19 protein-coding genes are annotated in these 23144 nt (G+C 67.4%); 8 read left to right on the top strand and 11 right to left on the bottom strand.

What is annotated here, in order from left to right:
- Positions 1-307: 307 nt before the first annotated feature.
- Positions 308-784: a bacterioferritin gene (gene bfr / locus GRX31_RS05360; protein ID WP_016447611.1), complete on the top strand. Its 477-nt coding sequence runs from the start codon at positions 308-310 to the stop codon at positions 782-784.
- A 94-nt stretch (positions 785-878) separates the two neighbouring features.
- On the opposite strand, the gene GRX31_RS05355 is transcribed toward bfr, so the two are convergent.
- The 3 genes from GRX31_RS05355 to GRX31_RS05345 form a co-directional block, all read right to left on the bottom strand.
- Complete coding sequence (locus GRX31_RS05355) at positions 879-2177, bottom strand: sensor histidine kinase (RefSeq protein ID WP_016447612.1); 1299 nt, start codon at positions 2175-2177, stop codon at positions 879-881.
- Positions 2178-2274: 97 nt separating this feature from the next.
- Complete coding sequence (locus GRX31_RS05350; RefSeq protein WP_016447613.1) at positions 2275-3000, bottom strand: FadR/GntR family transcriptional regulator; 726 nt, start codon at positions 2998-3000, stop codon at positions 2275-2277.
- 86 nt (positions 3001-3086) lie between these two features.
- Positions 3087-4421 carry an MFS transporter gene (locus GRX31_RS05345; protein ID WP_160851786.1) on the bottom strand — a complete coding sequence of 445 codons (1335 nt, stop codon included), beginning with the start codon at positions 4419-4421 and terminating at the stop codon, positions 3087-3089.
- Positions 4422-4637: 216 nt separating this feature from the next.
- Here GRX31_RS05345 and GRX31_RS05340 point away from each other — a divergent pair, with 216 nt between their 5' ends.
- Entirely contained in the window at positions 4638-5180 is a 543-nt protein-coding gene (locus GRX31_RS05340; RefSeq protein ID WP_160851785.1) for an ureidoglycolate lyase, read from the top strand.
- Between the two features lie 62 nt (positions 5181-5242).
- Here the strand turns inward: GRX31_RS05340 and GRX31_RS05335 are convergent, their stop codons facing one another.
- From GRX31_RS05335 to GRX31_RS05325, 3 genes are all read right to left on the bottom strand, one after another.
- Complete coding sequence (locus tag GRX31_RS05335) at positions 5243-6211, bottom strand: alpha-E domain-containing protein (RefSeq protein ID WP_016447616.1); 969 nt, start codon at positions 6209-6211, stop codon at positions 5243-5245.
- Complete coding sequence (locus GRX31_RS05330) at positions 6212-7681, bottom strand: circularly permuted type 2 ATP-grasp protein (protein WP_016447617.1); 1470 nt, start codon at positions 7679-7681, stop codon at positions 6212-6214.
- Positions 7682-7824: 143 nt separating this feature from the next.
- Entirely contained in the window at positions 7825-10353 is a 2529-nt protein-coding gene (locus tag GRX31_RS05325) for a DNA internalization-related competence protein ComEC/Rec2 (RefSeq protein ID WP_160851783.1), read from the bottom strand.
- Positions 10354-10527: 174 nt separating this feature from the next.
- Between GRX31_RS05325 and GRX31_RS05320 the strand changes: the two genes are divergently transcribed.
- On the top strand, positions 10528-10986 hold the full coding sequence (locus GRX31_RS05320; protein ID WP_012206880.1) for a RidA family protein: 459 nt from the start codon (positions 10528-10530) through the stop codon (positions 10984-10986).
- Between the two features lie 40 nt (positions 10987-11026).
- Here GRX31_RS05320 and GRX31_RS05315 read toward each other — a convergent pair whose 3' ends face one another.
- The 4 genes from GRX31_RS05315 to GRX31_RS05300 form a co-directional block, all read right to left on the bottom strand.
- On the bottom strand, positions 11027-12796 hold the full coding sequence (locus GRX31_RS05315; protein ID WP_160851781.1) for a methyl-accepting chemotaxis protein: 1770 nt from the start codon (positions 12794-12796) through the stop codon (positions 11027-11029).
- Between the two features lie 128 nt (positions 12797-12924).
- Positions 12925-15312, bottom strand: a complete 2388-nt coding sequence (gene parC / locus GRX31_RS05310; protein ID WP_016451257.1) for a DNA topoisomerase IV subunit A — start codon at positions 15310-15312, stop codon at positions 12925-12927.
- A 39-nt stretch (positions 15313-15351) separates the two neighbouring features.
- Positions 15352-16233, bottom strand: coding sequence for a lytic transglycosylase domain-containing protein (locus tag GRX31_RS05305; protein ID WP_160851779.1), 882 nt, complete (start codon positions 16231-16233; stop codon positions 15352-15354).
- Positions 16234-16238: 5 nt separating this feature from the next.
- Positions 16239-18221 carry a DNA topoisomerase IV subunit B gene (locus GRX31_RS05300; RefSeq protein ID WP_016447623.1) on the bottom strand — a complete coding sequence of 661 codons (1983 nt, stop codon included), beginning with the start codon at positions 18219-18221 and terminating at the stop codon, positions 16239-16241.
- Between the two features lie 170 nt (positions 18222-18391).
- On the opposite strand from GRX31_RS05300, the gene GRX31_RS05295 reads away from it, so the two are divergent.
- From GRX31_RS05295 to bamC, 5 genes are all read left to right on the top strand, one after another.
- Positions 18392-19618: an MFS transporter gene (locus tag GRX31_RS05295; RefSeq protein WP_017404391.1), complete on the top strand. Its 1227-nt coding sequence runs from the start codon at positions 18392-18394 to the stop codon at positions 19616-19618.
- Position 19619: 1 nt separating this feature from the next.
- Positions 19620-19769, top strand: coding sequence for a hypothetical protein (locus GRX31_RS30505; protein ID WP_016447625.1), 150 nt, complete (start codon positions 19620-19622; stop codon positions 19767-19769).
- 67 nt (positions 19770-19836) lie between these two features.
- Positions 19837-20406: a class I SAM-dependent methyltransferase gene (locus GRX31_RS05290; RefSeq protein ID WP_160851778.1), complete on the top strand. Its 570-nt coding sequence runs from the start codon at positions 19837-19839 to the stop codon at positions 20404-20406.
- 75 nt (positions 20407-20481) lie between these two features.
- Positions 20482-21378: a 4-hydroxy-tetrahydrodipicolinate synthase gene (gene dapA / locus GRX31_RS05285; RefSeq protein ID WP_016447627.1), complete on the top strand. Its 897-nt coding sequence runs from the start codon at positions 20482-20484 to the stop codon at positions 21376-21378.
- Positions 21379-21419: 41 nt separating this feature from the next.
- Positions 21420-22532 carry an outer membrane protein assembly factor BamC gene (gene bamC, locus GRX31_RS05280; RefSeq protein ID WP_016447628.1) on the top strand — a complete coding sequence of 371 codons (1113 nt, stop codon included), beginning with the start codon at positions 21420-21422 and terminating at the stop codon, positions 22530-22532.
- Between the two features lie 212 nt (positions 22533-22744).
- Here bamC and GRX31_RS05275 read toward each other — a convergent pair whose 3' ends face one another.
- Positions 22745-23020, bottom strand: a complete 276-nt coding sequence (locus tag GRX31_RS05275) for a hypothetical protein (RefSeq protein WP_160851776.1) — start codon at positions 23018-23020, stop codon at positions 22745-22747.
- Positions 23021-23144 lie beyond the last annotated feature (124 nt).

Below are 23144 nucleotides of genomic sequence, written 5' to 3'. Positions count from 1 at the left end.
TGATCCAATGAATTGATTGAATTCATCCGATTGCCAAAAACTATGTGAACATCCTTGGTCTCCAGGCCTGCGGGCTTGACCAGCCCGCCACCGGCCTGAAGAGGCTATTTTGGGCCGAAATATGACAAGGCAATGCAGCAACCCCGCAGCCGCGTCGGCAGCCGGCCCGCAAACGAGAACGCGCCTCATAAGCAGCCAATGCGCGATAACAGGGGTTTGCTTGATCTGACGCAGAAACCCTAGACAATCCACCCCTATAGCGGCCGGCGATCGGCGCGGTCCCCCACGTACAACAAAGGAGTTCCCCATGCAAGGCGACGCACAAGTCATCACCTGGCTGCAAGCCCAGCTCAAGAACGAGCTGACGGCCATCAACCAGTACTTCCTGCACTACCGCATGTACAAGCACTGGGGCTTCGACAAGCTGGCCAAGAAGGAATACAAGGAGTCCATCGGCGAGATGAAGCACGCCGACTGGCTCATGGACCGCATCTTCGTGCTCGACGGCCTGCCCAACCTGCAAGACCTGGGCAAGCTGCAAGTCGGCGAGGACGTGCCCGAAGCCCTGGCTTGCGACCTGAGCAGCGAGAAAACCGCGCAGCAGACCATCAAGGACGGCATCGCCCACTGCGAAAGCGTGCGCGACTATGTCTCGCGCGACCTGCTGCAAAAGATCCTGGACGATACCGAGGAGCACATCGACTACCTCGAAACCCAGCTGGACCTGATCGACAAGGTCGGCATCCAGAACTATCTGCAGTCGCAGATGGACGAAGAGTCCTGAGCACCGGACTCAGGGGCGGCGGCACAGGCCGCGCCCCGCACGCGAAACGACGGGCCTGTGTGCCCGTTTTTTCATCTCATGGCCCAGCTATCGGTCACTCGTCGGCGTATCGCAGCGGAAACAGAAGCAGAAAGGTCGTGCCGGTCTGCGCGGCCGACTGCACCTCGATAGTGGCGTCCAGCAATTCCGCCAGCCGCTTGACGATGGACAGGCCTATCCCCTCGCCTGCGCCGCTGCGGTAGCGGGCCGCCGCGACGCCGGGCCGTGGCTCGCCCCCGGCGCGGACCTCTGCGGAGGCCGCCGACGTCAGATGGCCCGAAGGGTCCAGGTCCGTGGCGTGCTTGAGGGCGGCAACCAGGGGCGCCGCCGGCTCCATGCCGGGGCCCGTATCCCCGATGGAGAGCATCCAGCGGCGCTGGTCCTCCCCATCACCAAGGGCCCACTTCACCGTGACGCCGCCCTCCTGGGTGTACTTGAGCGCGTTGAGCACCAGGTTCTGCGCGATGCGACGCAGTTTCAAGGCATCCCCCTCCACCGGCATCGTCCCCGGCCCCTGCAGGTGCAGGTACAGGCCGCGATCGTTGGCCAGGGCCTGCAGTCCCTCGCACAGATGGGTGATCACCTGGGCTGCGTCAAAGGAGGTCAGCTGGCGATGCTCGCGCCCGGCATGCAGCTTGGCCAGCTCCGTCACGTCATCCAGCAGATGTCGCAGCGACTGGACGTTGCGGTCCAGCATGCGCAGGAGTTTCTCGCGCGACTGCGCCGGCGCATGCTGCATGCCCAGGCCATGCGTCACATTGGCCACCACGCCGACGTTGCTGCGCAGGTCATGCGCAACCTGCTCCCACAGTTGCGAGCGCTGCAGGTCCAGCGCGCTCAGGTCATGCAGCGCCGCTTCCAGGTCCCGGACATGGCCCTCGGCCTCCTGCTGCTGCAGGCGGAAATACTGGGTGCTGCTGTCCTGAACGTCGCGGGTATAGGTGGCGGCCCAGGCCTTGCGCGCAACGGGCATGGCGACGTGCGCATCAGGGCGCCCCTGGGCATAGTCCTCCAGCTGCGCCACCATGACTTCGTTGAGCAGCCCCAGCTCGCGCACGACTTCATGCAGGTCATAGCCCTGCTGCCAGCGGTGCAGGCCGTGGGCGGCGGCCTGCTCGCCATCGCCCGGCGGCTCGGCGGTGTCTGCCGGTGCACCACCCAGGGTCCGCAGTTGCTGCTCGAACGCGGCCAGCACGGCCGGGATGTGATCGTTCAGCTGGGTTCGGGGAAGCGCCTCACCAGCGGTCAGCGCCGGGTCCCGCCTGACGGCCTTGCGCCATGTCTGCAAGAGTCCTTCGCGCTGCGCCTCTAGGGCGTCTGCCAGTATGCAGAGTTCATTTCCTTGGCTTGTCATGGATCGGCATCCGGGCGGTCTGTGGATAGGGAAAAAATGCGCTGCGCCGATGATGGTAAGGCCAAAAACCCGGCCGATCAGGCACGGGCTGGCGTGCCTACAGGCCGGTGGGAAAGTGCACGCCCGCGCGCTGGGCCGCCTGCACGATGTGGGTGGCCATGGCCTGCTGGGCCAGCTCGGGATGGCCGCGGGACAGGGCATCGATGATGGCCGCATGCTCCTCGGTGGTCGCATGCCGTGCGCCCCGCTTGTAGAACGGCAGGCGCTGGCTTTCCTGCATGACCTCGCCGCTGCCGCGCAGCACGTCGGCGATGGCATGGTTGCCCGAGATGGTGGCGATCTGCAGGTGGAACTCGAAATCCAGTCGCGTGGCCTGCACGAAATCGGCCCGCTCTATGCTCTGCTGCATGGCCTGCAGATTGGCCTGCAGGGCCTGCACATCCTCAGGCTGCACCACCAGGGCCGCCAGGCGCGCCACAAAGCCCTCCAGCGCGTAGCGCAGCTGATAGACATCGGTGAGCGCATGCGAGTCGGCAAAGCGCCAGGCGTCTGCGGCCGCAGCCTCGGGCGCCTCGGTCACGTACATGCCCTTGCCAGGCCGGGCCACGACCAGGCCCAGCCCCTGCAGCGTGGACAGCGCCTCGCGCAGCGAGGTGCGGCTGATGCCCAACTGCTCCGACAGGTCGCGCTGCGAAGGCAGGAGCGAGCCCACCGGATACACGCCGCCCTCGATCCACTCGCGGATCACGCGGGCGGCATTGCCGGCAACGGCGGTGCTGGCAGGGTTGCCGGCGGGTGTGCTGATGGCGGTGCTGGGTTCCATGCGTTGGCGGATCTCTGGCCCGGGGGCGGTGCGCCGATCTTAGCGACTGCGCGCCTCGCCCGCCGGTTCACGCGCCCTGTCCGGCGCTACTTGTTGACCAGTTTGGCGGGCACGGTATAGGTCAGGAAGGCCCCGAACAGCAGCACGCCGGCCAGCACGAACATGGCCGCATTGGTGCTCTGCGTCGCATCCTTGATGAGGCCGATCATGTAGGGGCTGATGAAGCCGGCCAGGTTGGCGAAGGAGTTGATCAGCGCAATGCCGGCCGCAGCGCCTGCGCTGGACAGGATGGCCGTGGGCAGGCTCCAGAACAGTGGCGAGGTTGCCAGGCTGCCGCCCGCGGCCAGCGCCAGGGCGGCCAGCGACACGTAGACGTTGCCGCTGAAGGTGGCCGACAGCATCAGGCCCGCCGCGCCCACGCAGAACGGAACGATCAGGTGCCAGCGGCGCTCGCGCATGCGGTCCGAGCTGCGGCTGACCAGGTTCATGGACACCACGGCCACCGAAAACGGCACGGCCGTCAGCAGGCCGATCTGGAAGGCACCCTCCACGCCCGACTGGCGGATCAGGCTGGGCAGCCAGAACGTGAGCCCGTACTGGCCCATGACGGTGCAAAAGCAGATCATGGCCATCTTGATGATGCGCGGGTCGGAAAACAGTGCGCGCAGCGTGACGTGGCTGTCGCTCTTGCTGGCGTTCTCGCGAGCGATGTTGCGCTCCAGCAGGGTCTTTTCCGCCTCGGTCAGCCAGCGCGCTGCGCGGATGCTGTTGTCCAGGTACCAGAGCACGGCCAGGCCCAGGATCAGCGAGGGAATGGCCTCGATCAGGAACAGCCATTGCCAGCCGCGCAGCCCCGCCACGCCCTGCATCAGGTCCATGATGCCGCCCGACAGCGGTCCGCCCAGGATGCCCGAGACCGGGATCGCGCACATGAACAGCGCCACCATGCGGGCGCGCCGGTACGAGGGAAACCAGTAGGTCATGTACAGGATCATGCCGGGGTAGAAACCGGCCTCGGCCGCGCCCAGCAGGAAGCGCAGCACGTAGAACTGCGTGGGCGTGGTCACGAACATCATGGCCGCCGAGATCAGGCTCCACATGATCATGATCCGCGAGATGGTGGCCTTGGCTCCTATGCGGTGCATCAGCATGTTGCTGGGCACCTCGAAGAAGAAATAGCCGATGAAGAACAGCCCCGCGCCCAGGCCGTACATGGCCTCGCTGAACTGCAGGTCGGCCAGCATGTGCAGCTTGGCAAAGCCCACGTTCACCCGGTCCAGATAGGCCGCCACGTAGCAGGCCATGATGAAGGGAAGCAGGCGCCAGGCCACCTTGCGGTAGACGGCTGCCTCGGCCGGCGTTTCGCTGGACAGCGCCGGGGCCGCGCCTGCGGCCTCGGCGGATGCGGGAAGTGATGACATCAGGAAGTCCTTGGTTGAAGGGTTGCGATCAACTGGTATTACCGGTCTGAAAATACGAAGCGAATGTTGCCCTTCCCGCCGGCCAATGCACACTCGCATTTACCCGAACCACCGCAAATGACGCGCAGGGCATAGGCTGGCGTCACTCAGATTTGACAAAATCCCCAGGCAACAGCAAACTGGTAATACCAGTATGAAAACAAGAGGCAATACTTCGTGAGTACCTTGTCAGAAACCCGCCCCGCCCGCCTTCGCCTGCGCGCCCAACCGCTGACCGCCGAAGCCTTTGCCGAGTTTGGCGAGGTCATCGACAGTGCAGGCCACACGCCGCTGCTGATCAATGACGGCATGACCGAGCGCTACCATGCCCTGGCCCGCGTGGACACGGGCGGCAGCGAGGGCCACGCGCTGATCAACCTGTTCCACGCCCGCCCCTATGCGCTGCCCCTGCAGCTGACGAGCATGGAGCGCCATCCCCTGGGCAGCCAGGCCTTCATGCCGCTGGACGCCCAGCCCTTCATCGTGGTGGTTGCGCCCCTGGGCGAGCAGGTGGCGCCCGGCGACCTGCGCGCCTTCATCACCAACGGACGCCAGGGCGTGAACTACCGCCGCGGCGTCTGGCACCACTCGCTGATTGCCCTGAACGCGCCCGCGCGCTTCATCGTGGTGGACCGGGGAGGCCCTGGCGACAACTGCGACGTGGTGCCCATCGGCGATGCCGAAGGCGTTGTGCTGGAGCTGGACAGCGCGCAGGACTGAATGGCCCTGCCCCAATGAACAAAGCCGCCCGAGGGCGGCTTTGTTCATTGGGCGACGGCGGCTCAGGCAGGCACCAGGAAGTCGCGGCTGATGCCCTGACCCAGGTCGTGCACGCGATCCAGGAACTGCGTGAGATAGGCGTGCAGGCCCGTGGCCAGGATTTCGTCGATGCGCGCATAGCGCAGGTCAGCCAGCAGGCGGCCCGCCTTGCGCTGGGTCTCGCGCGACTGGTCGTTGGCCACGCTTTCCAGGTTGGCCACCACTTCCAGCATGCTGGCCAGCAGCGAGCGCGGCATGTCGCTGCGCAGCATCAGCAGCTCGGCCACGCGCTCGGGCGTGATCACGTCGCGGTAGACCTTACGGTAGACCTCGAAGGCCGAGACGCTGCGCAGCAGCGCGCTCCAGTGGTAGAAGTCGAAGGGCGTGGCCCCTTTGCCCGACGCTCCGTTGCGCGCGCTGCCATGGTAGTCGCGCTCGATGGCGTGGAATTTCACGTCCAGCAGGCGCGCCGTGTTGTCGGCGCGCTCGATGAAGGTGCCCAGGCGCAGGAAGTGGAAGGCCTCGTCCTGCAGCATGGTGCCCAGTGTCACGCCGCGCGACAGGTGCGAGCGGTGCTTGACCCATTCGAAGAACTGGCCCGGATCGCGCTCCCAGTCCCCCTCGGCCAGCAGGCGCTTGAGTTCCAGCCAGGTCTGGTTCTGGGTCTCCCAGGCCTCGGTGGTCAGCGCCCCGCGCACGGCACGCGCATTCTCCCGCGCAGCGCGCAGGCAGGAGGCGATGGACGATGAGTTGCTCTCGTCGCGCACCATGAAGTGCAGCACGGCCTCTCGCTGCACCTCGCCGTGGCGGGAGGCATAGGCGGGGATCAGCTCGCTGATGGACAGCACGCCCTGCCAGGCCTTGCGCGCCGCCTGAGGCGCCTGGGGCAGCATGGAAGTGTCATAGGAGACGTTGAGCATGCGGGCAGTGTTCTCCGCACGCTCCGTGTAGCGGGACATCCAGTACAGATGATCGGCAGTACGGCTGAGCATTCAATGTCCTCCCTCGTTTGACTCACCGGCCCCGAGCACCCAGGTGTCCTTGGTGCCGCCGCCCTGTGATGAATTGACCACCAGCGAGCCTTCCTTGAGCGCCACGCGCGTGAGGCCGCCGGCCACCATGCGTACCTGATTGCCGCTGAGCACGAAGGGACGCAGGTCGATATGCCTTGGAGCGATGCCCTGCTCCACCAGGGTGGGGCAGGTGGACAGCGCCAGCGTGGGCTGCGCGATGTAGCCGCCGGGATTGGCGATGAGCGCGCGGCGGAAATCCTCTATCTCGCCGCGCGAGGCGGCAGGCCCGATCAGCATGCCGTAGCCACCGGCGCCATGGACTTCCTTGACCACCAGCTCATCCAGGTGGTCGAGCACGTAGCGCAGGTCGTCGGGCTTGCGGCACAGCCAGGTCGGCACGTTCTGCAGAATGGGTTCCTCGCCCAGGTAGAAGCGGATCATCTCCGGCACATAGGGATAGACCGATTTGTCGTCGGCCACCCCCGTGCCCGCCGCATTGCAGATGCTGACGTTGCCCGCGCGGTAGGCGCGCATGAGGCCGGGGCAGCCCAGCGTGGAGGTGGGACGGAAGACTTCGGGGTCCAGAAAATCATCGTCCACGCGCCGGTAGATCACGTCCACGCGCTGCAGGCCGCGCGTGGTGCGCATGTAGACCACGTCCTTGTCCACCACCAGGTCCTGGCCCTCGACCAGCTCCACGCCCATCTGCTGGGCCAGGAAGGCGTGCTCGAAGTAGGCGCTGTTGTACATGCCGGGCGTGAGCACCACCACCGTGGGCTCGGGCGTGCCGGCCGGAGCGCTGGCGCGCAGCGTCTCCAGCAGCATGTCGGGATAGTGGGCCACGGGCTCCACGGGATGACGGGAGAACAGGTCGGGGAACAGCCGCATCATCATGCGGCGGTTCTCCAGCATGTAAGACACGCCCGAAGGCACGCGCAGGTTGTCCTCCAGCACGTAGTACACGCCCTCGCCCTGGGCATTGGCGGCACGCACGATGTCGATGCCGGCGATGTGGGCGTAGATGCCGCCCTGCACGGCAAGGCCCCGCATCTCGGGGCGGTACTGGCTGTTGTTCAGCACCAGCTCGCGCGGCAGCAGGCCCGCGCGCAGGATTTCCTGGTCGTGGTAGACGTCGTGCAGAAAGCGGTTGAGCGCCGTCACGCGCTGCACTAGGCCTGCCTGCATGCGCTCCCATTCATGGGACGGGATGACGCGCGGAATCAGGTCGAAGGGAATGAGGCGCTCGGTGCCGGCGCCACTTTCATCCTTGTCGCCGTAGACGGCGAACGTGATGCCTACGCGCCGGAAGATGATCTCGGCCTCGGCGCTGCGCGCTCGCAGCGTCTGTTCGGACTGGCGCGCAAGCCATTGCGCATAGTCCTTGTAGTGCAGGCGCACATCGCTGCCGTCGAACGGCGTCATCGTGTACATCTCGTCAAATGGATGCATTCGTCACCTCCTGTCGCTGCATGTGTACGAGGTAAAGCAAGCTGCGGGCCAGCCCTCGTATCGCACCAGTGTAGCGATAGGTAACCTCAATCCGGACAAGCGGTATCCAGCATATGCCGACTGCGCGGCCATCGGCACCCGCCCTATCCGCCCTGCCTCTGCGTGATGTGCCTGACGTGCGTGACATGCATGTCCCAGTAACGGCGCGCCCGCTCCCGCTCGCAGACCAGCTGTGCGGGATCGGCAGAGCGCCAATGCGCTGCGCCGCAGCGGGCCGACTGCACCACGCTGGAGCCGTTGGCCTCATAGCGCCGCACCACCTCGGGGACCGGGTGTCCATAACGGCTGCGGTATCCCGCCTGAACCATGGCCCAGCGCGGTGCCAGGGCCTGCACCAGAGCAGTGCTCGATGAGGTGCGGCTGCCGTGGTGCGGCACCAGCAGCCACTGCACGGGCGTGAGGGCGCCGGCCTGCGCCAGCGCCCTTTCCTGTGCAGCCTCGATATCGCCGGCCAGCAAGGCCTGCACCCCGGATGCCGAACGCAGCAGCAGCACGCAGCTGCCCGCATTGGCGTGGGCCAGGGCCTGCGCGGCCGGCAGCGGTTCGCCCGCGGGTGGATGCAGCACCTGCATCTGCACGCCATCCCACTCCCACTGCTGGCCGGCCTCACATCGGCGCACGGCGCCCAGGCCGGCCAGAGCGGGGTCCAGGATCACGGAGTCCGATCCCCAGACCTCGGCCTGCGGCTGCGCGGCATGCACGGCCAAGGCACCGCCCGTATGGTCGCCGTCGCGGTGGCTGAGCCACAGCGCATCCAGGCGCAGCCCCAGGGCCTGCAGCAGCGGCACCAGCACCCGTTCGCCGGCATTGCTATCCATGCCGTACTGCGGACCCGTGTCATACAGCAGGGCGTGCCGGGCCGTGCGCAGCAGCACGGCATTGCCCTGGCCTATGTCCACGGCCATCAAATCGAACTCGCCATGTGCCGGTGCGGCCGGCGGCCACCACAGGGCCGGCAGGCACATGGCCAGGCCCCAGCAACGCCATCCGGCCGGCACCGGAGCCACCAGCGCCAGGCCTGCACCCAGCGCAGCCAGCCCCGCCCACAGCGGCGGCTGCGGCAGCTGCAACACGGCCCAGCCCCACCGGTCCAGCCACTGCAGCAGTTCCAGCAGCGGCGCCAGCGCCAGCGCCGCGCCCGTCCAGAACGGGGGCCACAAGGCCCCCAGCAAGGCCAGTGGCGTGACCACGAAAGTCACCCAGGGAATCGCGGCCAGATTGGCCAGCAGCCCCGACAGCGACAGCTGGCCAAACAGCATCAGCCCCAGCGGCGCCAGCGCCAGAGTGATGCGCCACTGCTCACCCCACAACGCCAGGGCACGGGCGGGCAGCGACGGCCGCACCGCGCCCTGCATGCGTGCATCGGTCGCCAGCAGCACGCCCACGGCGACAAAACTCAGCCAGAAGCCCGCCTGCCACAGGGCCCAGGGATCGAGCACGACAACCACGGCCAGCGCCAGGCACCACACTGCGGGCCAGGGCCAGCGCAGCCCTGTGACGCGCAACGCGGCCACCGTTGCCAGCATGCACACCGTGCGCTGCGCCGGCAGACCCCAGCCGCTGAACAGGGCATAGCCGCCCGCCAGCAGCACGCCAGCCAGCAGGGCCGCCTGCGGCGCCGGGCACCACAGGCAGGCCCGGGCACTGCAACGCCACAGTCGCCCCACGACCAGCGCAGCCAGCCATGCGAACAGGGTGATATGCAGTCCGGAAATACTCATCAAATGGGCCACGCCGGTATGGCGGAACAGCGTCCAATCGTCACGCGCAATGGCCTGCTGATCGCCCATGGCCAGGGCGGCCACCACGCCCAGCATGCGCGGCGACTGCGCGGGGTCCATGCCTACGCGCTGCATGGCTTGCGCGAGTGCGGCTGCCCGGTTCACGATGGCCTCGCGCATCTGCTGGCGCCAGCGCTGCAGGGCGTAGGCGCCGGTGTCGGCCAGCAGGCTCGCCGCTGGCTGTTCGCGCACATAGCCCGTGGCCTGCACGCCCTGCTCCCACTGCCACAGCTCATAGTCGAAACCGTGGGGATTGCGCGCGCCATGCGGGCGCTTGAGCCGCACGGTCAGGTCCCAGCGCTGGCCCGGGCGCAGGACGGGCAGCGACGCTGCGGCGCCCTTGGACGCCCGGCCCCGGGCTGCGAACCAGGACAGCTCGATCAACCCGGGAAACGGCGCCAGGGCCTCTTCGCTGCCCGCGATCTGCGCCTGCTCCACGGCCATGCGCCAGCGCACGCCCTGGGCCATGTTCTGGGACAGCGATGCCACGACGCCGACGATGCGCAGGTCACGCCCTTCCAGCTGCGGCGACAGCGCGTGGCCCGCAAAGTCCTGGGCACGCCAGCCTGTCAGGCCGGCCACCAGCGAGGCTGCGCAAGCGGCGACCCACAGGCCGCTGACCGCGCCGCGGCGGCCGCCGGCCCGGGCCCGCCGGACCTGTCCTGACAGATACAGCAAGGCCAGCAAGGCCAGGCCCATCATCAGCAGATACATCCACAGCGGCCACAGCTGGGGCTGCGTGACCTGCCAGGCGGCACCGACCACGCAGCCGAGCAGCCACGGCGTCCACGAAGACGATGAAGGAGTGGGTGCAGGGACCACAGCGCGCATCCAGGCATGCTAGAAGCAGGTGCCTCGAAGCCACCGTGCTCCGACCCAGATTCGGACAAGAATCAGACTGGCGCATGCCCAGCCCCTGACATGCCAGGGTGCACGGGGGCTGTGTCACACTGTCCGCCACCCCGGCACTGGCGCCGGATTTTTCTTGTCTCGAAGGAATCAACGATGAGCGTTTACGAACAACTGAAGGCCCTGAACATCGAACTGCCGTCGCCTGCCATCCCGGCGGCAGCCTACGTGCCCTATGTGCAGACGGGCAATCTGGTGTTCCTGAGCGGACATATCGCACGCAAGGACGGCAAGGTCTGGGCAGGCCAGCTGGGCCGTGATCTGCAGACTGCCGACGGCCAGCAGGCCGCGCGCGCCATCGCCATCGACCTGATGGGCACGCTCCAGCACGCCGCCGGCGGCGACCTGGGCCGCGTGCGCCGCATCGTCAAGCTGATGTGCCTGGTCAACTCCACGGGCGACTACACCGAGCAGCACCTGGTGGCCAATGGCTGCAGCGAGCTGCTGGGCCAGGTCTTCGGCGATGCCGGCACGCATGCGCGCAGCGCCTTCGGCGTGGCCCAGATCCCGCTGGGCTCCTGCGTGGAAATCGAGCTGATCGCCGAACTGGCCTGATCGGCATGCTGCCGCACGGCGCCGCCGTGCTCGCAGGCGGCTAGAAACTCTCCCATTGGCCATCCTCGGCTGCCGGTGCGGCGGGCCGGGGCGCCGAGGCCAGCTTGGGCGCCGCCTCCCTTGCTGCGGCAGGCCGCGCGGCAACCGGCCCGACAGCCGCAGGCGCCACGGCTGCTGCCGGCCGCCTTGGCGCTGCGGCCGCGCTGTGCGCAGTGCGCACCGCCGGCGCAGCCTGCCTTGCGAGCGTCGTCGGCGAGGGCGCCAGGTGCGCCACCTTGAACACCGCCACCGTCCGCGACAGCTGCTCGGCCTGCTCACGCAGGCTTTGCGCCGCGGCCGCGCTTTGCTCGACCAGGGCCGCGTTCTGCTGCGTCATCTGGTCCAGCTGTCCCACGGCCTGATTGACCTGGGCCACGCCCGCGCTTTGCTCCGAAGAGGCCGCCGTGATCTCGCCGATGGTGTCGGCCACGCGCTGCACGGACTGCACGATGCCCTCCATGGTGGTGCCGGCATCGCCCACCAGGCGGGCGCCGTCCTCCACCCGTTCCACCGAAGCGCCGATGAGCTGGCGTATCTCCTTGGCAGCCGCCGCGCTGCGCTGGGCCAGCGTGCGCACCTCGCTGGCCACCACGGCAAAGCCCCGGCCCTGCTCGCCGGCGCGGGCCGCCTCCACGGCGGCGTTCAGCGCCAGGATATTGGTCTGGAAGGCAATGGAGTCGATGACGCCGACGATGTCGGCAATCTGCCTGCTGCTGTCGTTGATGCCCTTCATGGTCTCGACCACCCGGGCCACGACCTCACCGCCGCGCTGGGCCACCTGTGACGCGCCCGCCGCCAGGCTGCTGGCCTGCTGCGCACTGCTGGCGCTTTGCTGCAGCGTGCTGGTGAACTGCTCCATGGCGGCCGCGGTCTCCTGCAGGTTGCTGGAGGTCTGCTCGGTGCGCACGGACAGGTCGTGGTTGCCGGTGGCAATCTCGGCACTGGCGATGGCAATGCTGTCCGTGCTCTGGCGCACCTGCTGCACCATGCCCGACAGCGATTCGCTCATGGCCTGCAGCGAGCGCAGCAGGTCGCCGAATTCGTCAGCGCGCTGTGTCTGTCCCTGCGCCGCTGCACTCAGGTCGCCTGCGGCAATGCGTTCGGCCAGTTCCCTGGCCTGGGCCAGGGGACGGCGGATGCTGGCAATCAGGAAATGGGCGCCGATGACGATGCACAGCAGCAGCACGCCCACGGCCGCAGCGGCAAAACCCACGGTGAGCCTGCGCGAGGCTGCCGTCTCTTCCTGGCTGCTGCGCACCACCTGCTCCTGCATCTGCACGAAGTCGCGCAGCGACTGCAGATAGGCATCCACGGCAGGTTTGTAGGACTGCTTGACCAGGGCCAACGCCTGCTCCTGCCGGCCATCGGCCTTGAGCTGGCGTGCCTGGGCACGCAGTTCGATCATGGTCTTGCGGGCTGCCGCAATCCTGGCCATCTGCGCCTTGTCTGCGTCGGACAGGGGCATGGCTTCCAGTGATTTCTGCACCTCGGTGATCCGCGCCGAGGTGGCGCTGATCACGTCCTTGAACTCGGCCTCGACGGCAGCATCACTGCTGACCACCAGGGCCTGGGTGCGGGCCGCATTGGTTTCGGTCAGCCCCATCCAGCGCACGGCGGCCTGGACCCGCGCCTGCATCTCCTGGGTGACGGCCTCGGACCGGGCCTGGACCTGGGCCGAGCGATAACCCGACAAGCCGACCACGCCCACCAGCGCCACCACGATGGCGGCCACGGCAAGCCACAGCTTGTGTGCCATGCGAAGTCGCAGCATATCCAGTCTCCCTCATGTTGGAAGACTCCATGTTGAGGCCTGCAGCAGGGCCCGGAGGTCGGAAAAACCCAGAGAAAACCCCTGATCCGCCCCTTTCGCGGAAGGCATTGCAGGGGCAGATGCGCTCTTTACTCCACGCGCGTCACGCTTTGCGGCTTGAAGCCCAGGTCGGCCGACTTGCCCTTGCGGCCGCGCGTGCCACGGGCATTGTTGAGACTACGGATCTCCAGCGTCTCGCTGCGCTCCTTGCCGCCGCGGCCCAGGCCATCGATGCGGATGCTGCGCGTGTAGGCGGCAGCGCCCGCCAGGGTGTCCTTGTCCTCCAGGTCGAGCAGCATCAGCCCGCGACCGCCCTTGGCCATGTGCTTGAGGCTGGCGATCTCGAAGGTGAGGATGCGGCCGCCCGTGGAGGCGCAGATCACATGCGTGGCCGGCAGCAGCAGGCCCGCGCCCTGCTCGCCTTCCTGCGGCTCGGCGCGTGCGCCCATGGGCACGCCGTAGGCCGTGGACGGGGCGCACAGCGTCTCGCCGTCGGCCAGCGTCACGAAGGCCTTGCCCGCCTTCTGGCGCGAGACCATGTCGCCCACCATGGCCACGAAGCCGTAGCCGCCCGACCCCGACAGCAGCAGCGCCGTTCCTTCGGCTCCCGCGAAGTAGTACAGGATCTGGGTGCCGGCCTCCAGCTCGATGAGCGTGGTCACGGGCTGGCCATCGCCGCGCCCGCCGGGCAGCTGCGACACCGGCACCGAATAGACCCGGCCATTGCTGCCGAAGGCCAGCAGCTGGTCCACCGTGCGGCACTCGAAGGTGCCGTGCAGGCTGTCGCCGGCCTTGAAGCTGAGCGTGCCCGCATCGACGCCATGGCCCTGGCGCGTGCGCACCCAGCCCTTGTCCGAGATGATGACCGTCACGGGCTCATCGACCACCTTGACTTCGGCGACCACCTTCTTTTCTTCCTGGATCAGCGTGCGGCGCGCATCGGCGAACTGCTTGGCGTCGGCCTCGATCTCCTTGCAGATCAGGCGGCGCATGACGCTATCACTGCCCAGGATGTCTTCGAGCTTGCCCTGCTCGACGCGCAGTTCCTTGAGTTCCTGCTCGATCTTGATGGCCTCCAGCCGCGCCAGCTGGCGCAGGCGGATTTCCAGAATGTCGTCGGCCTGGCGCTCGGACAGCGCAAAGGCATCGATCAGCGCCTGCCTGGGCTCGTCGCTGGCCCGGATGATGGCGATGACCTTGTCGATGTTCAGCAGCACGGCCTGACGGCCTTCGAGGATGTGGATGCGGTCCAGCACCTTGGCCAGCCGGTGCTGGCTGCGCCGCGTGACCGTGGTCTGGCGGAAGGCGATCCATTCCTCGAGCATCAGGCGCAGGCTTTTCTGCACCGGCCGGCCATCGAGGCCGATCATGGTCAGGTTGATGGAGCTGGACGACTCCAGGCTGGTGTGCGCCAGCAGCGCCGTGACCAGCTCCTGCTGCGGCACCTTGCCGGTCTTGGGCTCGAAGACCAGGCGCACGGGCGCATCCTTGCTGGACTCGTCGCGCACGCCGTCGAGCACGGCTAGCATGCTGGCCTTGAGCTGGGTCTGTTCCTGGCTCAGCGCCTTCTTGCCGGTCTTGACCTTGGGATTGGTGATGTCCTCGATCTCTTCGAGCACCTTCTGCGCCGAGACGCCGGGCGGCAGCTCGGTCACCACCATCTGCCACTGGCCGCGCGCCAGCTCCTCGATCTTCCAGCGCGCGCGCAGCTTGAGGCTGCCGCGCCCCGTGCGGTAGGCATCCTGGATGTCGGAGGCGCTGCTGATGATCTGCCCGCCGCCCGGATAGTCGGGGCCGGGGATGATCTGGAACAGTTCCTCGTCGCTGAGCTGCGGCCGCTTGATCAGGGCCACGCAGGCGTCGGCCACCTCGCGCAGGTTGTGGCTGGGGATTTCCGTGGCCAGGCCCACGGCAATGCCGCTGGCGCCGTTGAGCAGGGCGAACGGCAGGCGCGCGGGCAGCTGCTGCGGCTCCTGCGTGCTGCCGTCGTAGTTGGGCACGAAGTCCACCGTGCCCATGTCGATCTCGTCGAGCAGCAGGCCCGTGATCTTGGACAGGCGCGCCTCGGTGTAGCGCATGGCCGCTGCGCCGTCGCCGTCGCGGCTGCCGAAATTGCCCTGGCCATCGACCAGCGGATAGCGCTGGTTGAAGTCCTGGGCCATGCGCACCAGCGCGTCGTAGGCCGACTGGTCGCCGTGCGGGTGAAAGCGCCCCAGCACATCGCCGACCACGCGCGCGCTTTTGACCGGCTTGGCCGCCGTGTTGTGGTTGGGGCCGCTGTAGCTCAGGCCCATGCGGTCCATGGCGTACAGAATGCGCCGCTGCACGGGCTTGAGGCCGTCGGTGACATCGGGCAGTGCCCGGCCCTTGACGACAGACAGTGCGTATTCAAGGTAGGCGCGCTGTGCGTACTGGCCCAGGTCCAGGGCATCGCCGGCCGCCTGTTGGGCCAGATCCAGAGTGTTTTGATCGCTCATGAAGAAATTCGTGATCTCAATAAATGCAGTGAAGGCCGCTCATCGCGGCGAGGGCAGCCCTGTGGACAAGGTCATCCGTATCCGGGGCGCTGTGCCAGGCTGTGCCGCCACCGCAGGCGCTGCCTGGCCCGCACGCTGGCGCCCGCCCTGCAGCTGCTCGTAGATACCGAGCACGGCCTTCACGTAATTGCGGGTTTCCTGATAGGGAGGAATGGCCTGCCCCGCACGCCGCACGGCACCCTCGCCCGCGTTGTAGGCGGCCAGCACCAAGTCCAGCCGCCCGGGGAACAGCCCCATCAGATGGTTGAGGTAGCGCGCGCCGGCCGGCACGTTGACGGCCGGGTCGGCCAGTTGCTGCTGCACGCTGCGCTGGCGGCTGGCCTCCACGCCGAAGCGCTGGGCCGTGGCGGGCATCAGCTGCATCAGGCCGACTGCGCCCTTGGGCGAGATGGCCTGCGCGTCAAAGCCCGACTCGACGGCAATCACGGCCTTGAGCAGGTCGTAGTCCACCCCCGTGTGGTCCGCCGCCTTGCGCAGGTGGCCGCGCACGCTCTTGTAGCGCGGCGAGATGTCGAAGAAGCTTTGCATCCGCGTGCTCGCCTGCAGCCTGCGCCCGGCATCGCTGCCGCCGTCATCGTCGGCAGCGGCCTCGGCCTCCACCAGCGGGGGCTTGAGTCCCTGCTCGGTGCTGTCATACAGCGAGCCGCGGAAGTAGAGCTTGTAGCGCTCGTCCAGCGCCTGCGCGGCGAAGTGCGTGATGCCGCGCTCGTCCACGAAGGCCCAGAGATCGGCATGCGCGGGCTGCGCCCCCCCCCACAGCGCCAGGGCCGCGCCCAGCGCTGCAAGCGCGCGCGCGGCAGCGCCGCGCGCAGGGTGCGGGCGGTGTGGAAGGTGCTGTGGGGCAGCCGGGCGCAGGGGCATGGGGATCAGATATCCACTTCGATGGCGTCGCCGTGCAACTCCATCAGCTCGCGGCGCGCCGCAGCCTCGCCCTTGCCCATCAGCTTGGTGACGACCTGCTCGGCCGCCGCAAAGTCCAGATTCATGAACTGCACGGGCAGCAGGCGGCGCGTGTCGGGGTTGAGCGTGGTTTCCCACAGCTGCTCGGCATTCATCTCGCCCAGGCCCTTGAAGCGGCTGATCTGGCATTTCTCGCGCGGCACGCCATCCTTGGCGGACTTGTCGAGGATGGCGGTCAGCTCGCCCTCGTCCAGCGCGTACATCTTGGCTGCTGGCTTCTTGCCGCGCGCAGGCACATCGACGCGGAACAGCGGCGGCAGCGCCACATGGATGTGGCCGGCCTCGATGAGCTTGGGGAAGTGGCGGAAGAACAGCGTGAGCAGCAGCACCTGGATGTGCGAGCCGTCCACGTCGGCATCCGAAAGAATGCAGATCTTGCCGTAGCGCAGGCCGGACAGGTCGGGCGTGTCATGGGGGCCATGCGGGTCCACGCCGATGGCCACCGAGATGTCGTGGATCTCGTTGTTGGCGAACAGGCGGTCACGGTCGACTTCCCAGGTGTTGAGCACCTTGCCGCGCAGGGGCAGCACGGCCTGGGTTTCCTTGTCGCGTCCCATCTTGGCGCTGCCGCCGGCCGAGTCGCCCTCGACCAGGAAGACCTCGTTCAGGCTCAAGTCGCGGCTTTCGCAATCGGTGAGCTTGCCGGGCAGCACGGCCACGCCCGAGCCCTTGCGCTTTTCGACCTTCTGGCCCGCCTTCTGGCGGGTCTGGGCAGCCTTGATGGCGATCTCGGCCAGCTTGCGGCCCCATTCCACATGCTCGTTGAGCCACAGCTCCAGCGCAGGGCGAACGTAGCCACTGACCAGGCGCACGGCATCGCGCGAGTTCAGGCGCTCCTTGATCTGGCCCTGGAACTGCGGGTCCAGCACCTTGGCATTGAGCACGTAGCTGGCGCGCGCGAAGACGTCGTCAGGCATGAGCTTGACGCCCTTGGGCAGCAGCGAATGCATCTCGATGAAGGCCTTGACCGCCTGGAACAGGCCGTCGCGCAGGCCGCTGTCGTGCGTGCCGCCGGCCGTGGTGGGGATCAGGTTGACATAGCTTTCGCGCAGCGGCGCGCCATCCTCGGTGAAGGCCACGCACCAGGCGGCGCCCTCGCCTTCGGCAAAGCTGTCGTGGTTGCGGTCGGCAAAGCCCTCGCCTTCGAACAGGGGGATGACGGCCTCGCCATGCAGGCTTTGCTGCAGATAGTCGCGCAGGCCGCCCTTGAACTGCCAGGTCTGGGTGTCGCGCGTCTTCTCGTTGACCAGGGTCACCGACACGCCGGGCATGAGCACGGCCTTGCTGCGCAGCAGATGCATCAGCTCGCCCATGGGCAGCTGGGAGGATTCGAAGTAGCGGGCATCGGGCCACACGCGCACGGTCGTGCCCTGCTTGCGCTCGCCCGCGGCCAGCGGCCGCGACTGCAGGGGCTCGACCACGTCGCCGCCCGAGAACGCGATGGTGGCCACCTTGCCCTCGCGGTGGATGCAGGCCTCAAGGCGCGTGGCCAGCGCATTCGTGACCGAGACGCCCACGCCATGCAGGCCGCCCGAGAAGCTGTAGGCGCCGCCCTTGCCCTTGTCGAACTTGCCGCCCGCATGCAGGCGGGTGAAGACCAGCTCCACCACGGGCGCCTTTTCCTCGGGGTGCATGCCGAAGGGGATGCCCCGGCCGTCGTCCTCGACGCTGTAGGAGCCGTCGGAATGCAGGGTGAAGCGGATTTTCTTGCCGAAGCCGGCCAGCGCCTCGTCGGCCGCGTTGTCGATCACCTCCTGCAGCACATGCAGGGGGTTGTCGGTGCGCGTGTACATGCCGGGACGCTGCTTGACGGGCTCCAGGCCCTTGAGCACGCGTATCGAGCCTTCGGAGTATTCGCTGGCGGAAGTGGGAGATGGTTTGACTGCCATGGGGGCGGATTGTAGTGCGCGGCCCGGCTCAGTGCTGGATACATTCACAGTCATTGACATTGACTATCCCGAAAAGGCCAGTGCCGCCAAGGGCTACGAAGTGCCGCGCTGGCGCATGGGCGACCCATGCGTCGCAGCGCAAAACCCGGAGTTTCGCTAAAGTTTGCCGCATGCACAAAAACAACCAACCCATGTCCATGGTGCAGATACTGCTGTGCGGGGGCGCAGTCGTGACGCTGTCCATGGGAATCCGGCACGGCTTCGGCCTGTGGCTGCAGCCTATCACCCAGGAGATGGGCTGGACGCGCGAGTCCTTCGCGCTGGCCATTGCCATCCAGAACCTGTCCTGGGGCGTGCTCGGCATCTTCGGCGGCATGCTGGCCGACCGCTTCGGCGCCTTCCGCGTGCTCCTGGTGGGCGCGCTGCTGTATGCGCTGGGCCTGGCCGGCATGGCCATGGCGCCCACGACAACCTGGTTCGCCCTGACGGCCGGCGTGGTGATAGGCGCAGCCCAGGCCGGCACCACCTATGCCGTGATCTACGGCGTGCTGGGCCGCCAGATTCCCGTGGCGCGGCGCAGCTGGGCCATGGGCGTGACGGCGGCGGCGGGCTCCTTCGGCCAGTTCTTCATGGTGCCCGTGGAAGGCAGCCTGATCTCGAACTTCGGCTGGTCCAACGCCCTGCTGCTGCTGTCGCTGTGCGCCCTGATGATCATTCCGCTGGCCTTCGGCCTGCGCGAGCCGGGCTTCACGGCCGGCAATACCCGACCCGTGCGCGACCAGAGCGCGGGCCAGGCCGTCGCCGAAGCGCTGCGCACGCCCAGCTTCGTGCTGCTGACGGCCGGCTACTTCGTCTGCGGCTTCCAGGTGATGTTCATCGGCGTGCACATGCCCAGCTACCTCAAGGACTACGGCCTGGCACCGCAGGTGGCCAGCATCTCGCTGGCGCTGGTGGGGCTGTTCAACATCGTTGGCACCTACGTGGCCGGCAACCTGGGCCAGCGCCTGCCCAAGCGCTACCTGCTGTCCACCATCTACTTCACGCGCTCGGTGGTGATCGTGCTCTTCCTGCTCGCGCCGCTGACGCCCTGGTCGGTCTACATCTTCTCTGCCGCCATGGGCCTACTGTGGCTGTCCACCGTGCCGCTGACCAACGCCACCGTGGCCCAGATCTTCGGCGTGCAGCATCTGTCCATGTTGAGCGGCATGGTGTTCTTCAGCCACCAGGTCGGCAGCTTCCTGGGCGTCTGGCTGGGCGGCTATCTGTATGACCACACGGGCAGCTACCAGGTGGTGTGGTACCTTGCCATCGGCCTGGGCGTGGCCGCCGGCCTGCTGAACCTGCCGATACGCGAAGCCCCGGTGGCAAGGCCGCGTGCGGCGCAGGCGGCGGCCTGACATGACGACAGCCACCACGCCCCGCCCACAGCTGCTGCGCAGGCTGGCGCTGTGGGCCGCCGTGCTGCTGGTGCTGGGCCTGGTCTTCATGCTCTATCTGCAGCCCGAGTTCATGCTGGGCATGGCCGACCAGCTCTGGGCCTGCTTCTGAAATTGAAGCGCGGCAAAGGCCTGGCGGCACAATGGCGGCCGCTTTCAATTCATTTCCGAGATTTCACATGCACGCAGCCACGCCGCCTTCGCCCTGGATCCAACGCTGGTCGCATCTTCTGGCACCCGAGGCCACCGTGCTCGACGTGGCCTGCGGCCCTGGCCGCCACATGCGCTGGTTCCATGCACGCGGCCATGCAGTGACGGGCGTGGACCGCGACGCCCAGGCCCTGGCCGGCCTGCAGGGCGTGGGCGAGCTGCTGTGCGCCGACATTGAAAACGGCCCCTGGCCCCTGCCCGGCAGGCAGTTCGGCGCCGTGGTCGTGACCCACTATCTGTGGCGCCCGCTGTGGCCGGCGCTGCTGGGCAGCGTGGCACCCGGCGGCGTGCTGCTGTACGAAACCTTTGCCCAGGGCAACGAGGCCTTCGGCAAGCCTTCCCGGCCCGATTTCCTGCTGGCGCCCGGCGAGCTGCTGCAGACCTGCGCGGGCTGGCACATCGTGGCCTACGAGCACGGCCAGCTGGGCGAGCCCGATCGCATGGTCCAGCGCATCGCGGCACTGCGCCCCGATGCAACAGGCCGGGAACCCGTGGCCATGCTGGCGCATCAGAAGGCGTCAGGCTCTGCAATCGCCTGAATCCCTACAGGAGACCGCCTTGGGCCTGCCTCCGACACTCGTTAGAATGATCCTTTCCCGTTTTTTCTTGCGGACATGACATCCTCCTCCGTCGCTCTCACTGGCAGCATCGTTGCCCTCATCACGCCCATGCACGAGGACGGTAGTGTTGACTACCCGGCGCTGCGAAAACTCATCGACTGGCATGTGGCCGAGGGCACGGACTGCATCGGCGTGGTGGGAACGACAGGCGAATCCCCCACCGTCAACGTGGAGGAACACTGCGAAATCATCCGCGTGTCCGTCGAGCAGGCTGCGGGCCGCGTTCCCGTGATGGCCGGCTGCGGCGCCAACAGCACGCACGAGGCCATCGAGCTGGCCCGCTACGCCAAGAAGGTCGGTGCCGACAGCCAGCTGCAGGTCGTGCCCTACTACAACAAGCCCACGCAGGAAGGCCAGTACCAGCATTTCAAGGCCATTGCCGAAGCGGTGGGCGACCTGCCTGTGGTGCTCTACAACGTGCCCGGCCGCTCGGTGGCCGACATGCAGCACGACACCGTGCTGCGCCTGGCGCAGATTCCCGCCATCATCGGCATCAAGGAAGCCACGGGCAACATCGAACGCGCCCAGTGGCTGATCCGTGAAGTGCCCGAAGGCTTCGGCGTGTACTCCGGCGATGATCCGACCGCTGTGGCACTGATGCTGTGCGGCGGCCACGGCAACATCAGCGTCACGGCCAACGTGGCGCCGCGCCTGATGAGCGATCTGTGCAAGGCGGCCCTGGCCGGCGACGTGCGCACCGCCATGGACATCCAGATGCGCCTGATGCCTGTGCACAAGAACCTCTTCGTCGAGGCCAACCCCATTCCCGTCAAGTGGGCCGCAGCCCGCCTGGGCCTTTGCGGCCCGGCCATGCGCCTGCCGATGACACCCCTGAGCAAGAATCTGGAAGCCACCGTGGAAGCCGCCCTGAGCTCCGCTGGCCTGCTGTGAGGCGCCCCGCCCCACCGACCGAACGCACCAAGGATATTCGCGTGAAACAGCCCATTGCACGTCTGAGCCTGCTGAGCCTGGCCATCGGCCTGACAGCCTGCACGACCACGTTCCAAGAGAGCAAGATCGACTACAAGAGCGCCGGCAAGCAGCAGGCGCCCACCCTGGAAGTCCCGCCAGACCTGACACAGCTGTCCACGGACTCCCGCTACGCCGTGCCCGGCGGCGTGGTCTCCGCCGCCGCCATGGAAGCCAACTCCAAGGCGCAAAAGCCGGCAGAGGGCCGAACGGCCACCGCCGCCCTGGGCGATGTGCGCATCGAGCGCAATGGCGAGCAGCGCTGGCTGGTGATCAAGCGTCCTGCCGACCAGCTGTGGGAGCCCGTGCGCGACTTCTGGCTGGAAAACGGCTTCATCTTCACCACTGAAGACCGCCAGCTCGGCATCATCGAAACGGATTGGGCCGAGAACCGCGCCAAGATCCCGCAGGACGTGATCCGCAAGACGCTGGGCAAGGTCTTCGACGGCCTGTACTCCACCAGCGAGCGCGACAGGTTCCGCACCCGCCTGGAGCGCTCGGCCGACGGCTCCACCGAGGTCTACATCACGCACCGCGGCATGCAGGAGGTGTACACCAGCGCCCAGAAGGACCAGACCATCTGGCAGCCGCGCCCCTCCGATCCGGAACTGGAAACCGAATTCCTGCGCCGCCTGATGGTCAAGCTCGGCGTGAGCCAGGAGCAGGCCGACGCCGTGGCCAAGGCCAACACCACCACGGCAGCCGCCACCGGCAGCGTGCGCATGGAATCCGCCAACGGACAGCCCGTGCTGCAGATCGACGAAGGCTTTGACCGCGCATGGCGCCGTGTCGGCGTGGCCCTGGACCGCACGGGCTTCACCGTGGAAGACCGCGACCGCAGCCGCGGCATCTACTTCGTGCGCTATGTGGCGCCCGATGCCAAGGTCGAGCCCAAGGGATTCTTCAGCAAGCTGTTCAGCCGCTCGCCCGACGCGGCCGCGCCGGTCAAGTACCAGATCCAGGTGCGCAGCGAGGGCGACAAGTCCACGGTCACCGTGCTCAACACCCAGGGCCAGCCAGAGACCTCGGCCAATGCCCAGCGCATCGTGCGCGTCATCACCGACGACATGAAGTAGGCGATCCTCACGTCGGGATTGAGGCGGCAGCCGCCGCCCTCGCCTGCAGCCACCGCGCATTCACTTGCCGGTGGCTTTTTTGCATCCGGGCCGTCGTGCATAGACCATGGATATGCATGACCGGGCCCCGGTGGACGAAAAAAAACCGCAGCCCGAAGGATGCGGTTTTTTCGCAGCACAAGCCTAAGCCTGTGCCATCGGCGAAGGCCGGATTACTGCTTGGTGGCTTCCTTGGCGGCAGCGTCGGCAGCAGCCTTGGCGGCGTCTGCAGCAGCAGCGTCAGCAGCGGGAGCGGCAGGTGCAGCTGCGTCAGCGGCGGGCGCTGCGGGAGCAGCTGCGTCGGCGGCGGGAGCAGCAGGAGCGGCTTCTGCGGGAGCGGGAGCTTCAACAGCAGGAGCGGGAGCGGGGGCCGGAGCCTCTTCCTTCTTGCCGCAAGCGGCCAGAGCTGCAGCAGCGATCACGGTAGCCAGGATCAGAGAGTTCTTCATCACAGTTTCCTAGAGAGTAGGTAAGAAGACAGTAAACAGGAGGGCCCCGCCATTGCGACACCGGATGCAGGCAACCGGAGCGCTACGGCCAAGCCACGTCAAAACATTCATTCGACTCGCGTCA

The organism is Delftia sp. CH05 (genome assembly GCF_009827015.1).
In the GTDB taxonomy this organism is placed as follows: Bacteria; Pseudomonadota; Gammaproteobacteria; order Burkholderiales; family Burkholderiaceae_C; genus Comamonas; species Comamonas tsuruhatensis.
Note: the sequence above shows the minus strand (reverse complement) of the source record. Positions and strands in the feature narration are given on the sequence as shown.